The sequence below is a fragment of the Kineococcus radiotolerans SRS30216 = ATCC BAA-149 genome (genome assembly GCF_000017305.1).
In the GTDB taxonomy this organism is placed as follows: domain Bacteria; phylum Actinomycetota; class Actinomycetes; order Actinomycetales; family Kineococcaceae; genus Kineococcus; species Kineococcus radiotolerans.
The window spans coordinates 1,966,585-1,980,641 of record NC_009664.2 but is presented as its reverse complement, the minus strand read 5'-3'; the positions used below and the strand labels follow the sequence as shown (position 1 = coordinate 1,980,641).

Annotated in this window: 13 protein-coding genes; 6 read left to right on the top strand and 7 right to left on the bottom strand. The window is 76.8% G+C overall.

From position 1 onward, the window contains the following. Positions 1-12: 12 nt before the first annotated feature. The gene (locus tag KRAD_RS09480; protein ID WP_012085348.1) at positions 13-1,491 is read right to left on the bottom strand and encodes an ATP-binding protein; all 1,479 of its coding nucleotides are present in this window, start codon (positions 1,489-1,491) and stop codon (positions 13-15) included. Between the two features lie 91 nt (positions 1,492-1,582). On the opposite strand from KRAD_RS09480, the gene KRAD_RS09475 reads away from it, so the two are divergent. The 4 genes from KRAD_RS09475 (at position 1,583) to KRAD_RS09460 (ending at position 4,640) form a co-directional block, all read left to right on the top strand. Further along, positions 1,583-1,960, top strand: a complete 378-nt coding sequence (locus KRAD_RS09475) for a hypothetical protein (RefSeq protein ID WP_012085347.1) — start codon at positions 1,583-1,585, stop codon at positions 1,958-1,960. 120 nt (positions 1,961-2,080) lie between these two features. Beyond that, the gene (locus tag KRAD_RS09470) at positions 2,081-3,610 is read left to right on the top strand and encodes a GGDEF domain-containing protein (RefSeq protein ID WP_157873555.1); all 1,530 of its coding nucleotides are present in this window, start codon (positions 2,081-2,083) and stop codon (positions 3,608-3,610) included. A 10-nt stretch (positions 3,611-3,620) separates the two neighbouring features. Beyond that, positions 3,621-4,406, top strand: coding sequence for an alpha/beta fold hydrolase (locus KRAD_RS09465; protein WP_012085345.1), 786 nt, complete (start codon positions 3,621-3,623; stop codon positions 4,404-4,406). A 42-nt stretch (positions 4,407-4,448) separates the two neighbouring features. After that, positions 4,449-4,640: a hypothetical protein gene (locus KRAD_RS09460; protein ID WP_012085344.1), complete on the top strand. Its 192-nt coding sequence runs from the start codon at positions 4,449-4,451 to the stop codon at positions 4,638-4,640. Positions 4,641-4,658: 18 nt separating this feature from the next. On the opposite strand, the gene KRAD_RS09455 is transcribed toward KRAD_RS09460, so the two are convergent. From KRAD_RS09455 to KRAD_RS09440, 4 genes are all read right to left on the bottom strand, one after another. Beyond that, the gene (locus KRAD_RS09455) at positions 4,659-5,537 is read right to left on the bottom strand and encodes a diacylglycerol/lipid kinase family protein (protein ID WP_012085343.1); all 879 of its coding nucleotides are present in this window, start codon (positions 5,535-5,537) and stop codon (positions 4,659-4,661) included. Then, positions 5,534-6,523 carry a D-2-hydroxyacid dehydrogenase gene (locus tag KRAD_RS09450; protein ID WP_012085342.1) on the bottom strand — a complete coding sequence of 330 codons (990 nt, stop codon included), beginning with the start codon at positions 6,521-6,523 and terminating at the stop codon, positions 5,534-5,536. The genes KRAD_RS09455 and KRAD_RS09450 overlap by 4 nt, the downstream gene beginning before the upstream one ends. Continuing rightward, positions 6,520-8,796 carry a putative bifunctional diguanylate cyclase/phosphodiesterase gene (locus KRAD_RS09445; protein ID WP_049821138.1) on the bottom strand — a complete coding sequence of 759 codons (2,277 nt, stop codon included), beginning with the start codon at positions 8,794-8,796 and terminating at the stop codon, positions 6,520-6,522. The genes KRAD_RS09450 and KRAD_RS09445 overlap by 4 nt, the downstream gene beginning before the upstream one ends. 86 nt (positions 8,797-8,882) lie before the next feature. Continuing rightward, positions 8,883-9,491: a DinB family protein gene (locus KRAD_RS09440; protein ID WP_012085340.1), complete on the bottom strand. Its 609-nt coding sequence runs from the start codon at positions 9,489-9,491 to the stop codon at positions 8,883-8,885. Positions 9,492-9,620: 129 nt separating this feature from the next. Between KRAD_RS09440 and KRAD_RS09435 the strand changes: the two genes are divergently transcribed. Then, on the top strand, positions 9,621-10,640 hold the full coding sequence (locus KRAD_RS09435) for a helix-turn-helix transcriptional regulator (protein ID WP_012085339.1): 1,020 nt from the start codon (positions 9,621-9,623) through the stop codon (positions 10,638-10,640). Between the two features lie 129 nt (positions 10,641-10,769). Here KRAD_RS09435 and KRAD_RS24195 read toward each other — a convergent pair whose 3' ends face one another. Both KRAD_RS24195 and KRAD_RS09425 read right to left on the bottom strand, forming a co-directional pair. Next, positions 10,770-12,359 carry a methyl-accepting chemotaxis protein gene (locus tag KRAD_RS24195; protein WP_012085338.1) on the bottom strand — a complete coding sequence of 530 codons (1,590 nt, stop codon included), beginning with the start codon at positions 12,357-12,359 and terminating at the stop codon, positions 10,770-10,772. Between the two features lie 130 nt (positions 12,360-12,489). Beyond that, a complete protein-coding gene (locus KRAD_RS09425) occupies positions 12,490-13,533 on the bottom strand; it encodes an NAD(P)-dependent alcohol dehydrogenase (protein WP_012085337.1) in 1,044 nt (347 codons plus the stop codon). 140 nt (positions 13,534-13,673) lie between these two features. Between KRAD_RS09425 and KRAD_RS09420 the strand changes: the two genes are divergently transcribed. Continuing rightward, positions 13,674-14,054, top strand: a complete 381-nt coding sequence (locus tag KRAD_RS09420) for an ATP-binding protein (RefSeq protein WP_238985733.1) — start codon at positions 13,674-13,676, stop codon at positions 14,052-14,054. The last annotated feature ends 3 nt before the right edge of the window (positions 14,055-14,057 follow it).

Genomic DNA, 14,057 nt, shown 5'->3' with positions numbered 1-14,057 from the left:
TGCCTCCTCGGGTCAGGGTTCGGGTGGGGGTGCGTCCTCCTCTGCATCGGTCAGGGGCAGCACCACGGTGAACTCGCTTCCCTCGTTCGGCCGACTGCGCAGCTCGACCCGCCCGCCGCTGCGCTCGACGATCCCCTTGGTGATGGCCAGGCCCAGGCCGCTGCCGGACTGCCGCTGCGCGTCGCTGGCGTACACCTGCCGGAAGCGGTCGAACACGGCTTCCAGCTGGTCGTGGGGGATGCCGCGGCCCTCGTCGCGCACCGCCAGCCGGGCCTCCCGCGCGGTGCGCCGGCAGGTCACCTCGACCCGCCCACCGGCCTCGCTGAACTTCACGGCGTTGCCCACCAGGTTCGTCAGGGCCTGCGCGATGCGGTGCGGGTCGGCGTGCACCCGCGCCGGCCCCACCTCGCCGAGCACCAGCTCCACCCCGGCGGCCACGGCGGTGCTCTCCAGCTGCTCCACCCCGGCGCGCGCCAGGTCGGCCAGGTCGACGTCCTCCGGTTCCAGCGGCATCGTCCCGGCGTCCAGGCGCTCCACGTCCAGGATGTCGTTCACCAGCGCCGCGAGCCGGTCGGCGTTCTCGTCGGCGATGCGCAGCAACCGCGCCGGCTCCTCCGGCAGCGGCCCGAGCACCCCGCTGGTCACCAGCCGCAGGCTCGCCTTGATCGCCGTCAGCGGGGTCCGCAGCTCGTGGCTGACGACGGCGGTGAACTGCCGCTTCAGCTCCTCCACCCGCTCCTGCTCGGTGGCGTCGCGCACGGTGAGGACGCTGCCGACGACCTCCTCACCGGTGATCAACGGGGAGACGGCGACCTGCACCGACAGCGGGGTGCCGTAGCGGTCCCACAGCACCGCCCGCCCGCCCCCGGCGCCCTCGCCGCTGCCGTCGAGGACGTCGGAGAGGGCGGGGCCGTCGGGGAGGGTGGCGTCGGCCGGGCGCCGGCCCACCTGCGCCAGCGGGCGGCCCACGAGGTCGCTGGCGCGCTGGCGCAGCAGCCGGCGCACCGCGGTGTTGGCGAACAGGACCTGCCCCTCGCGGTCGGTGCCGAGGAAGCCGTCGGTCGTGGACTCCAGCAGCAGCTCGGTCAGGCCGCGCTGGCGGCGCAGCTCCGCCTCGGCGCGCGCCGCGCCCCGCAGGTCCCGCGTGAGGACCAGGGACGTGCCGGGCCGAGGGCCGGGCGAGACGGTGACCTCCACGGGGAACGTCGTCCCGTCCGCGTCCCGTCCGACGACCTCCACCGGTTCCGGCGCCGCCTCGTCCGCGCGGCGCACCGCGAACGGCGGCGCGTCGGGGGAGCTGCGGGGGAAGACGTCGGCGAAGGCGGCCGGCCCGCTCAGCCCGAACGCGGCCCGCGCGGCGTCGTTCTGCGCGTGCACCCGCCCCTGGGCGCCCACGACGAGCACCCCCAGCGGCAGGGCGGCCAGCAGCCCCTCCAGTCCCCGGTCGCGCGGTTCGCCCGCTGGAGCCGCGGCCCCCGTGTCCTCGTCCACCCTCCCTGTCTAGTGCAGGCCGTGTCCGGCCGCGCACCTACGATGGGGACGTGCACGAGGCCGGACACGCAGCGGGACGCGGGGCAGGACGATGAGCGCGGTCGTGGGGCCCGAACTGCCCCCCCAGCGGCGGGCCACCGCCGTCCGCGCCTTCCAGGCGCTGCCCCCGGAGGACCGCCACGACGTCCTGGCCCTGGCCCGGCAGGGCCGGCGCCACCCCGACGAGCGCGTCGCCGCCGTCGCCTGGTGGTACGCCGCGGCCGTGCTGCAACCGCGCTGGTACAACCGGATGCCCGTCGTGCTGCCCCTCCTCGTGGCCCTGGCGCTGGCCGTGGTGGGCCTCGTCCTGAACGCGTGGCCGCTGGTCCTGCTCGGCGTGGTCGTCCTCCTCCTCGGGGCGGCCCTCGCCCGGCAGCGGCTGAGCACCGCCCCGCTGCTGCGCCTGATGCGTCCCGCCGACGGGCTCTGAGGCCCGGCCCCGCCGCGGCCGGGGGTGACGCGCGCGCGCCCATCGGGTGACACTCGTCCAGACGCGCAGCGCAGGAGCCGATGGGGAGACGTGCGGAACCGCTCGAGCAACGGTCGGGACGTGCCGGGCGCTGCGTGGCGCCTCGGCGCGGACCTCGGCGTGCTCGTCCTGGCCCTGCTCGCGGTGGGCGCCGTCCAGCACGTCCTGGGCCGCGGCAGCGACCCGGCCCTGACCTTCATCGGCGTCGCCGAGGGCACCGCCGCCCTCGTGGCCGCGGCCAGCCTGGCCCGGTCGGGGCTGCGGGTCCTCCCGCGCGGTGCCGCGCGGACCGCGCAGCTGCTGCTCGCCGCCGGGTGCGCCTGCTTCGCCGCCGGCCAGGCCCTCTACACCGCCGACGACGTCCTCGGGGTGACGACGAGCGCCACCACCGGCAGCGACGGGCCCTTCCTGGCCTTCGCGCTCCTGCTGGTGGCGTCCTCGGCGGTGCACCTGCGCGGGCGGGTCCGCTCCCACACCGGGGTGCGCGCCGTCCTCGACGGGGCCCTGCTCGGCCTGTCGCTGCTCACCGTCGTGTGGGTGCTGTGGCTGGGGGAGGCCGTCGCCCGCGCCGACGACCGCCCCCTGGCCCTCGTCATCCCCCTCACCTACCCCGTCCTGGACGTCGTGTTCCTCACGGTGACGATCGTCTCGGTGCTGCGCGGGGGCCTGACCGTGCCCGGCGTCCTGGTGATGGCCGCCGCCGCGGCGCTGGCCTGCGCCGACGGGAGCTACTTCTACGGCGTCCTCGGCGAGCACGGCTTCGAGACCGGCGGGTTCGCCGACTTCTGCTGGATGACCGCGTTCGGGCTCTTCGCGGTGGCCGCCCGCTACCGCCGCACCACCCGCGACTCCCCGCGCCCGCCGGCGCCGGGGTCGGTGGGGTGGCTCGTCCCCTACTTCGCCCTGCTGCCCGCGACGACCGCGGGAGCCGTGCGGCTGTGGACCGCCACCGACCGCTTCGTCCTCGTGACCGTCCTGGCGATGGTCGTCCTGGCCATGGCCCGCCAGTTCCTCGCCCTCGACGACCACCGGCGGCTGCTGGCGGTGGCCGAGGACCAGCGCGCGCAGCTCGACCACCTCGCCCACGTCGACCCGCTGACCGGCCTGGAGAACCGCCGCCGGTTCTCCGAGCGCCTCGGGGATGCCGTCCGCGCGTCGCTGGTCACGGGGTCCCCGGTGGTCGTCGCCTTCGTCGACCTCGACGGCTTCAAGGCCGTCAACGACACCTCCGGCCACGCCGCGGGCGACGAGCTGCTGCGGCAGGTGGCGGGCCGGCTGCGCGGGGCGGTGCGCGAGGCCGACTGCGCGGCCCGCTGGGGCGGGGACGAGTTCGCGGTGCTCGTCACCGACCCGCACGTCGAGGCCGCCGAGGTCGTCGAGCGGCTGCGCGCCGCGGTGGCCCGGCCCTTCCCGCTGGGCGAGGGGCCGCTGCGGGCCAGCGCGAGCATCGGCGCCGTGCGGGAGGACCCGCGCGAACTGCTCGCGGCCCTGCCCGGCGGGGGGGACGCGGACCCGGTGCCCGACCTCGTCGAGGCGCTGCTCGCGGCCGCCGACGCCCGGATGTACCAGGTGAAGCGGGCCCGGCGCGGTCCCGTCCCGGCCCCGCGCTAGCGTCGCGGCCGTGCGCTTCGAGGAACGGGTCGTGCCTGTCCCCGGCGGTGAGCTCGGCGTCGACGTCGGTCCCGCCGGTGCCGCCACGGTCCTGCTGCTGCCGGGGCAGTCGCTGGGCCCGGAGGTCCTCCTCGGCGTGGGCGAGGACCTCGCCGCGGCGGGGTCGCGGGTCGTGGTCGTCCACACCCGCGGCACCGGCCGCAGCCGGGTGGAGCCGGGGAGGTGGACGACGGCCACCTTCGCCGAGGACGCCGTCGCCGTCCTCGACGCCCTGGGGGTGGAGCGGGCGCACGTCCACGGGTTCTCCATGGGTGGGCGGGTCGCCACGGTCCTCGCCGCCCGCCACCCCGGGCGGGTGGCCCGGCTGGTGCTGGGGGCCAGCGGACCCGGCGGGCCCCTGGAGGTCCCCCGCGACCCGCAGGTGACCCGCGGTCTGCGGCGCACCGCCACGCCGGAGGGCCTGCGCGCCCTGCGGGAGCTGTTCTTCACCCCCGGGTGGATCGACGCGAACCCCGCGGTCGCGGAGCGGTTCACCCCCCGCGGGACCCCCGCGGCCCGCCGCGCCCACCACGAGGCCAGCACCGGCCACGACGCCTCCGCCCTGCTGGCCGCGATCACCGCCCCGACCCTCGTCCTGCACGGCGCGGACGACGCGATGACCCCCGTCGGCAACGCCGAGGTCCTCGCCGCGCGGATCCCCGGCGCGCGGCTCGCCGTCCTGCCCGGGGCCCGGCACGGGTACCTGGAGGAGTTCCGGGCGGAGGCCTCCGCGCTGGTCGCGGAGTTCCTCGGCTGACGCCCGGGAGCGGGTGGGCGTTCCCGGGGCGATGATCCTCGGGTGAAGACCTTCCAGCTCGTCGCCGGTGCCGTGCTCGTCCTGCTGGGGCTGGTGTGGTTCCTGCAGGGCATCGGGGTCCTGGGCGGCAGCGCCATGAGCGGGTCGTCGCTGTGGGCGGTCGTCGGCCCGGTGGTGGCGCTCGTCGGGGTCGTCCTGGTCGTCGCCGGCCGGCGTCCCGCGCGGCGCGGCTGACACCCCGCCCGGGCCGGCTCAGCCGACGGTGCGCAGGGCCCGGGGCAAGCACCGCACCGTCACCGTCGACCCGGAGTCGACGTGGAAGACCTCCCCGTCCATCTGCAGCGGCATCGGCGACTGCGTCTGGAACTCGTACGGGGTGGAGCGCGAGCGGGACTCGTGGCGGCCGCTGACGACGCGCAGGAACTCCAGGACCAGCCGCAGCTTGCCCCGGTGGGGGATGAGCAGGGTCTCGAACCGGCCGTCGTCGGGGGCGGAGTCGTCGGAGATCTGGGCGTACTTGGCCATCCGGTCGATGTTCGCGAACACCAGGCTGTCGAGCTTGATGCGGCGCCCCTCGTGGGCGATGGTCATCGGCCGGAAGCCCCAGAACGCCTTGGCGACGAGCAGCGCCTCCTTGACGGCGTCGAGGTGGTGCTCGTTGAGGGCGGCGGCCGCGACGGGGGTGATGCCGACCCCGACGTAGGAGTGCGCCACCCGCGTCCGGCCCGCGCCGGAGACCTCCAGCAGGTCGATGCGGGTCTCCGGGCCGCCGGCGGCGAAGGCGTGGATCGCCTCGGCCAGCGGGCGGGTCTGGGTGGCGGTGGCGTGGTCGTTGGCGTTGCCGGAGGCCAGCACCGCGGCCATGCCGCGTCCCGCCGCCACGACGCCGTTGACGACCTCGTGGTAGCCGCCGTCGCCGCTGGCGGAGACGACGAGGGTGCCCGCCTCGGCCGTCACCGCGTCGCGGGCGATCTCCTCGGCGTGCCCGGCGTGCTGGGTCTCGACGAGCTCGACCCGCAGCGCGGGGTCGGTGGCGGCGAGCTGCTCCTGCAGCTCCCGGGCGTTGCTCGGCCCGTCGCCGGTGCTGTTGGGGTTCAGGACGACGACGACGCGGTGCAGGGGCTCGCTCACCTCGCCACCGTAGGGGCCACCGCGTAGCCGTGCGTCTTGTCGACGACGTGGTGCAGGGGTTCCCCGACCGCGAAGCGGCGCACCTGCTCGCGCAGCAGCTCCTCCAGCCGGTCGGTGAAGCCCTCGGCGTCCCCGGCCAGGTGCGGGGAGACGAGCGCGCCGGGCAGGTCCCACCAGGGGCTGTCCGCGGGCAGCGGCTCGGTGGCCCAGACGTCGAGGGCGACCCCGCTGATCCTGTTCTCCTGCAACGCTTCCAGCAGCGCGTCCTCGTCCACGACGGGGCCGCGGCCCACGTTCACGACGATCGTCGCCGGCCGCATCCGCGCCACGACCTCGCGGCTCACCAGCCCGCGGGTGGCCTCCGACAGCGGGGCGGTGACGAGCACGAGGTCGTAGTCGCCGACGACCTCGGGCAGCGACTGCGGCCCGGACAGCGACCCGAACGGAGCAGCGGCCGGGCGCGGGGTGCGGACGATCCCGTCGACGTGCACGCCGAGCGCGCTGAACAGCTTCGCCGTGCGCGTCCCGATGGAGCCCGCGCCGACGACGAGGGCGCGCCGCCCGGCGAGGCTGCGGGTCCCGCGGTGCAGCCAGCGGTGCCCGGCCTGCAGCGCGACGGTGCGGGGCAGGTCCTTGAGGAGGGCCAGCACGCAGGCCAGGACGTACTCGGCGATGTCGGTGTCCAGGACCCCGCGGCTGCAGGTGAGGACGCACGGGTGCGCGCGCAGCGCGGGGAAGAGCAGCCGGTCCGGGCCGGCGCTGCTGGTGTGCACCCAGCGCAGCCGCCGCGGGTCCGCGGCCTCCCAGGCGCGCTCCAGGGCCGGGGAGGAACCGTCCCAGACGACGAGGCCGTCCGCCGCCGCCAGCGCGGCGGGCAGGGCCGGGTCGTGCGGGTCCACCACCCGGACGTCGGTGAGCTCCCGCAGCGGCGCGGGGTCGGGGGCGCTGCCCACGGGGACGATCAGGACGTCGTGGGTGCCGGTCACCGCCCCAGTGTCGCGGCGCGCGGGCCGCGGGCCCCGGCGGGGACGGGGACCTGGGCGGCCAGCCAGCCGGGGACGTCGGCCGCGGGCATGGGCTGCGCGTGGTGGTAGCCCTGGGTCTCGTCCACGCCCAGCTCCGCGAGGCGCCGCAAGGTCTCGGCGTCCTCGACCCCCTCGACGAGCATCCGCAGCCCGAGGCTGTGGGCGAGGTCGGCGGTGCTCGCGATGATCGCGGCGGTGCGCGGGTCGCCGGTCAGGCGCACGGTGAAGGCCCGGTCGAGCTTGAGCTCGGCCGCGGGCAGGTCCTGCAGGTACGCCAGCGAGGAGTACCCGGTGCCGTAGTCGTCGATGCTCACCGACGTCCCCAGCCGCAGCAGGTCCTCGATCGTCTCCCGGCTGCGGGCGGGCTCGGCCATGAGGGTCGTCTCGGTGATCTCCAAGACGAGGGCGGCGGGGTCCAGCCCGGTCTCGTCCAGGACCTGCTCCACCAGCAGCGGCAGGGCGGGGTTGAGCAGGCAGCTGGTGGCCAGGTTGACCGAGATCCGCAGCCGGTGGCCCTGGCGGTGCCAGCGGGCGGCGTCGCGGGCGGCCCGGCGCAGGACCGTGCCGGTCACCTCGGCCATCAGCCCGTGGCTCTCGGCGAGGTCGAGGAACGCGCCCGGGGCCAGCGTCCCCCGGCGGGGGTGCTCCCAGCGGACGAGGGCCTCGAGGCCGACGGTGCGGCCGCTGCGGACGTCGACCTGCGGCTGGTAGTGGGCGGTGAGCTGCCCGGCGGCGATCCCGCTCGCCAGTTCCTCGGCCAGGACCCGCTGGGCGCGCGCGGCGCGGTCCTGGTCGTCGTCGTAGGACGCCCAGCCGCCGCCGGCGCGCTTGGCGACGTACATCGCCGCGTCGGCGCGGCGCAGCAGCTCGCCCGCGGGATCGGTGCCCGGGTCGGTCCGGGGGTCGTGGTCGGTGAACGGCCAGGTCGCGACACCGGTGCTGGAGCCCGTCGAGGTCCAGCGCGACCCCACGAGCGCGGGCTCGCCGAGGGCGGCCCCGACCCGGGCGGCGGTGTCGCCGGCCGGGACGTCGCCGGGCAGCAGCAGGGCGAACTCGTCGCCACCGACCCGTGCCAGCAGGCCGCCGGGCGGGACGAGGGGCTGCACCCGCTCCGCGGCCAGCCGCAGCAGCCGGTCCCCCCAGGCGTGGCCGTGGGTGTCGTTGACCTCCTTGAACCCGTCCAGGTCCAGCAGCAGCAGGGTCGCGGGGACGTCCTGGGTGGTGGTGCGCCGCAGGGCCTCGGCGAGGGCGCGGCGGTTGGGCAGGCCGGTGAGGTCGTCGGTGAGGGCGAGGCGGCGGCTGTCGGCCAGGCGCAGGACCTCGCGGAACACGACCGCCGCCTTCGCCCCGACCCCGGCCAGGCCGAGCAGGGCCAGCGGGACGGTGGGGGAGGGGAGCCGGTGCACGTGGTCGACGGCCAGCAGCGTGCAGCTCGTGGTGAGGACGACCAGCGGGGTGAGCATCGACGTCCACCCGGTCGTGACGTCCCCGGCGACCCCCTCCTCCTCGCGGGACCAGGCCGCGACCGCGACCAGGGCCAGCGCGGTGAGCCGGCCCGCGTCCACGGCCGCGCCCGTCCAGGGCGCGTCGAGGACGCCGCAGAGCCGGGCGACCCCGGCGGTGTCGGCGACGGTGAGGACCCCGAAGGCGGCGGCGAGGAGGACGGTGCGCGCGCCGCTGCGCCGGCCGAGGATGCCGCAGGTGGCCAGGGCCACCGAGAGCAGGAGCAGGTCCAGGGCCGGGCGCGCGACCAGGGCGAGGGCGGCGGCGCGGCCGACGCCGGTCGCGGCGACGACGGGGCCGACGAGGAAGGCGCAACCGGCGGCCGCGAGCGCGATCAGGGTCAGGACCCCGTCGAGCCACGCGCTGGGCAGCAGCTCCCGCACGCGCCGGCGCAGCAGCCCCATCTGCCCGCCGTAGAGGACGGGGTAGGCGAGCAGGGCGAGGAGGGCGAGCTCGCGGTGCTCGACGAGGGCCGCCGCGGTGACGTCGGCCTGCCCGGAGGACAGCAGCAGGACCAGCTGCGTCCCGGCGAGCGCCGCGGCCCCCGCGCCGAACGCGCCCCAGACCCGGCGTCCCTCCGGGCGCACCAGGGGCCGGGCCGCCAGGGCGACGAGGAGGCCGCCCAGGAGGACGACGTAGGTGGGCAGGGCCCAGGGGGAGAGGAGGCCCGCGACCCCCGCGCCGGTCAGGAGCAGCGCGCCGGTCGCTCTGCGTCGAGGAGGGAACGTCACCCCGTCACTGTCGGACGCGAACGGGTGCCAGAAATCTAGTTGGAGGCTCAACCACCCGGATGGCTCCCGGGACCGGCCCGGGGGGCTCAGCCGCCGGCGCCGGGCCGTCCCACCGCCCGGGGCGCGTCGTCCCCGCCGGTGCCCGGCGTCCACGGCTGGACGAAGTCGTTGGCCGGCCACCCGTGCACCGCCGCCAGCAGCGACGGCGACGACGCCCCGTCCAGCTGCTCCCGCAGGATGTCGGCGTGCCCGGCGTGGCGGGCGAGCTCCTCGACGTGGTGGACCAGCCGGTAGCGCTGCACCGACGGCGTCGGGTCGAGCACCCCGAACCACGGGGCCGGCGGCTCCAGCACCTCGTCCGCGGGGTCGGTGGACGAGACCCGCGCCAGGTACTGCGCCCGGACGCGGTCGAAGGCCTCCAGCGTCCCGGCGAGGGTCTCGCCCTCGCCGAGGGAGAAGCTCGCCGTGAACCGCGCCACCTCCTCCGCGGTCGGCTGGGCGCTGCTGCCCAGCCTGCCCTCCAGCACGTGCACGACGTGCTTGAGGAGCCCGCCCACGGACAGCGCGCTGCGGCACGGCGTCGCCCGCGCCTGCTCCTCGCTCAGCCCGTGCGCCGAGGCCCGGATCGCCTCCAGCTGCTGGTCGAGGTAGCCGACCAGGACCTCGCTCTCCGACCACTTCCCGGCTCCGAACACGACGACCTCCTGGGTGTTGGTGCGGCGGCGCCCGACCCACCGGCGCCCTGCCTGCTGACGAGGACGACGCTAGGAGCGCCAGCGGTCACTTCCTGACCGCAATCGGCGGCGGCGGGCCAGGATGGGGCCGTGGCGACGACGAGCTCCCGCACCCTGCGCCTGCTGTCCCTCCTCCAGGCCCGCCGGTCCTGGCCCGGGGCGGAGCTGGCCGACCGGCTCGGCGTCTCCCCCCGCACCCTGCGCCGCGACGTGGACCGGCTGCGGGCCCTGGGCTACCCCGTGCACGCCGCGCGCGGCGTGGCCGGCGGGTACCGGCTGGCGCCGGGTGCGTCGCTGCCGCCGCTGGCCCTCGACGACGAGGAGGCCGTCGCGCTGGTCCTGGGCCTGCAGTCGGTCGTGGACGCCGCGCCGGCCTCCGCCGAGGCCGCGCTGCGGGCCCTCACCAAGGCGGTGCGGGTCCTGCCGCCGCGGTTGCAGCGGCGGGTGGACGCCCTGCGCGCGGCCACCGCCACCAGCCCCGCCGGCTCCGGGCCGGGCCGCCTCCCCGGCCCCGACCCCGCCGTCCTGCTCACCCTCGCCGCAGCCGTCCAGGCCGGCGAGCGGACCACCCTCGACTACACGACCGCCGACGGCAGGACCGGCCCGCGGTCCGTGGAACCGCACCGCCTCGTCCCGCTGTGGCGCTTCTGGTACCTGCTGGCCCACGACCTCGACCGCGCGGACTGGCGGGTCTTCCGCGTCGACCGCATCGCGAGCGCCACCGCCGGGGGTGCGCGGTTCCGCCCCCGGGAGGTCCCCGACGCCGACGTCACCGCCTTCGTGCGGCGCCGCATCGACACCGCACCCGCCGGCCACGCGGTCCGCGCGGTGCTGCACTGCACCCCCGGGCACGCCCGGCGGCGGGTGAGCCCCTGGACGCGGATCACCGACCTCCCCGGCGGGCGCTGCCTCCTGTCCTGGAGCACCGACGAGCTGGACCGGGCCGCGTTCGAGCTCGTCCGCGTCGGCTGCGACGTCAGCGAGGTGGAGCCCCCGGAGCTGGTGGCCGTCCTGCGGGAGTGGGCGCAGCGGCTGGACCGCGCCGCGCGGCCGCCGGGGCCCGGCCTCGAGGCCTCCCCGGATCGTCCCGACGACCTCCCCGACCGGTGAGGACGCGAGACGGGGAGGGCCCGGTGCCGAACCGCACCCGGGGCACCGGGGGCGCCACCGCCCTCACCACGTCCCTGCTCGCGGTCGCGACGGGACCGTGGACCTCTGCCGTCGTCCGGTCGGGCGGCCCTAGACGCGGAAGCGGGTGACGGCGGCCCGCAGGTCGTCGCTGGCGGCGGCGACCTCCGTCGCCGCGGCGCCGGTGTCGCGGCCGCGGTCGGCGGTGGTGGTGACGCTGGCGGCCAGGGTGGTGAGGTCGCCCACCGAGGCGCGGGTGGAGCGGGCCACGAGCGCGACCCGGCGGGTGTTCTCGGCGCTGACGCGGGTCTGCTCGTCGGCGGCGGCGGCGATGGTGCCCTGGAACTGCGAGACGCGGTCGACGACGGCGGAGATCGCCTCGATCTGCCGGCGGGCGTCGTCGCTGTCGGCCTGCAGGGCGGCGACGGTGCGGGTGATCTCCTCGGTGGCCGCGGCGGTCTCGCGGGCCAGGGTCTTGACCTCGCCGGCGACGACGGCGAACCCGCGGCCGGACTCCCCGGCGCGCGCGGCCTCGATGGTGGCGTTGAGAGCGAGCAGGTTGGTCTGGGCGGCGATGGCGGCGATGGCCTGCACGACCGTGCCGATCTCCCGGCTGGAGGTGGCGAGGCGGTGCACGACGGCGGAGGTCGTCCCGGCCGCGTCGACGGCCTGCGCGGAGACCTCCCGGGAGGTGGCGGCGCTGTGCGCGACCCGGGCGATGACGCCGGCCATCTCCTCGCCGGAGGCGGCCATGCCCTCGGCGGCCTCGGAGACCCGGTGGGCCTCCTCGACGGCGGAGGAGGCGAGCCGGGTGGAGTCGGCGCTGGAGCGCTCGATGTGCCCGGAGGAGGAGCTGAGGGCACCGGTGGCGGCCTCGAGGCGGTCGGCGGTCCCGGTGATGCCGCGGACGAGGCCGCTCAGCGCGTCGAGGGCGTCGTCGAGGGCCGCGGCGGTGCGCCCGACCTCGTCGCGGGAGGTGAGGCGGCTGCGGCGGGTGAGGTCCCCGTCGCGCACGGCGGCCACGACGACCCCGACCCGGTCCAGGGGGTGGACGACGCTGCGGGTCACCAGCCGCGCCACCACCAGGGCGGCGCCCACGGTCAGAGCGACGACGGCGGCGAGCAGCCGGTAGCTGCGCGAGCGGGTGGCGGCGACCTCGGCGTTCTGGGCCGACACCTGCACCGCGACGGCGTCGGCGACGGCGGGCAGCAGGGCCTCGACGTCCTCGAACCGCTCCAGGAAGGCGGGGTAGGCGTCGCGGGCGGCGGCCGGGTCGGCGGCGGCCAGGACGATGAGGTCCCGCCCGGCGCGGCCGTAGTCGCTCACGGCGGGGGCGGCGTCGTCGACGGCGGTCCCGACGGTGCGGCCCAGCCGGGCGGCCCGCACGGTGAGCAGGTGGGCGCCCAGGGACTCCGCGGCCTCGGTGCCGCCGTCGAGGGCCTGGGCGTAGCGCTCGCCGGTGGGGAAGAGCAGCGACTGCAGGACGTTCGCGCGCAGCGCGTCGTGGGCCATGTCCGCTTCGAGGGTGGCCCGCGTGGCGGTGGTGGCGCGCTCCAGGCGCGCCGTCGCGGCGGCGGTGTCCTGCAGGACGCCGGCGGTGAGCGCGGCGACGGCCCCGACGCCGAGGACGGCGACCGCGGTGAGGGCGTTCAGCTTGCGGCGCAGCCCGGCGTCGCGCCAGGCGCGTCGCGGGGGGCTCACCTCGGCGGGGGACACCCCCGAGCATCGGCACCGCGGGGACCGCCCTTGAGGGCGCCCGCGGCGGTGCCGGTGCCCGGGATCGGGCGCCGGGTCCCGGCGACGCCCCGCGGGGGTCGCCGGGACGGGGTCCTCAGAGCGTGGCGGTGTCGATGACGAAGCGGTAGCGCACGTCGGAGGCCAGGACGCGCTCGTAGGCCTCGTTGATCTTCTCCGCGGGGATCGTCTCGACGTCGGAGCCGATGTGGTGCTCGGCGCAGAAGTCGAGCATCTCCTGGGTCTCGGCGATGCCGCCGATGTTGGAACCGGCGAAGCTGCGGTTGCCCATGACCACGGAGAACATCTGCAGCGAGATCGGGTCCTCGGGCAGGCCGACGTTGACCATCGCGCCGTTGACGTCGAGCAGCGAGAGGAACTTGTCGAAGTCCAGCTGCGCGCTGACGGTGTTGACGATGAGGTCGAAGGAACCCTTGAGGTCCTCGAAGGTGGAGTCGTCGGAGGTGGCGTAGTAGTGGGTCGCGCCCAGGCGCAGCCCGTCCTCCTGCTTCTTCAGCGACTGCGAGAGCACGGTGACCTCCGCGCCCATGGCGGCGGCGATCTTGACGGCCATGTGGCCGAGCCCGCCGAGGCCGACGACGGCGACCTTCTTGCCCGGGCCCGCGCCCCAGTGCCGCAGCGGGGAGTAGGTGGTGATGCCCGCGCACAGCAGCGGCGCGGCCTCGTCGAGCTCGATGCCCTCGGGGATGCGCAGGACGAAGCCCTCGGTCACGACGATGGACTGGGAGTAGCCGCCGTGGGTGGGCTGCCCGTCCTTGCCGACGCTGTTGTAGGTGCCGACGTTGCCCTCGAGGCAGAACTGCTCGTTCCCCGCGGTGCAGTTCTTGCACTCCCCGCAGGAGTCGACCATGCAGCCGACGCCGACGCGGTCGCCGACGGCGAACTTCGTGACCTCGGAGCCGACCTCGGCGACGGTGCCGGCGATCTCGTGGCCGACGACGACGGGGTAGGCGGCGGGGCCCCACTCGCTGCGGGCGGTGTGGATGTCGGAGTGGCAGATGCCGGCGAAGGCGATGTCGATCTTGACGTCCTTGGGGCCGACGTCGCGGCGCTCGACCTCGAAGGGGGTCAGCGGCTCGGTGGCGGACGTGGCGGCGTACGCCTTGACGGTGGTGGGCACGGGGACTCCTGGGCGGTTCGCGGTCGGGGGCACGCGTCGTCGCGCGCTCCGACGGTAACCCCCGCGCGGGGGTGGCGCCCGTCAGGTGGTTGCACCCTCTACCAGACGCGGCCCACCCGTCCCGCCCGCACCATGGGGGGGTGTGCGAGGCGATGCCGGAAGCCGGCCTGGACCTGCCCGCGGACCTGTCCGCGGCGCGTGAGGCCCGGGCGTTCGTGCGGGCGCGCCTGTGTCCCCAGCACGGGGGCGAGCTCCTGGACCGGGCCCTGCTGGTCGTCTCCGAGCTCGCCGTCAACGCCGTCGAGCACGGGGAACCGCCGGTGCGGGCCGGGGTGGAGTGCCGCTCCGGCGTGCTGCACCTGGAGGTCAGCGACGGCAGCGCCGCCCCGCCGCGGGTCTCCGCGCCCGGCCCGGAGGCCGAGTCCGGGCGCGGCGTCAACCTGGTCCAGACGGTGTGCTCGGCGTGGGGGGTGCGGCCGGAGCCGGCGGGCAAGACCGTCTGGTGCGACCTGCCGGTCTGAGGG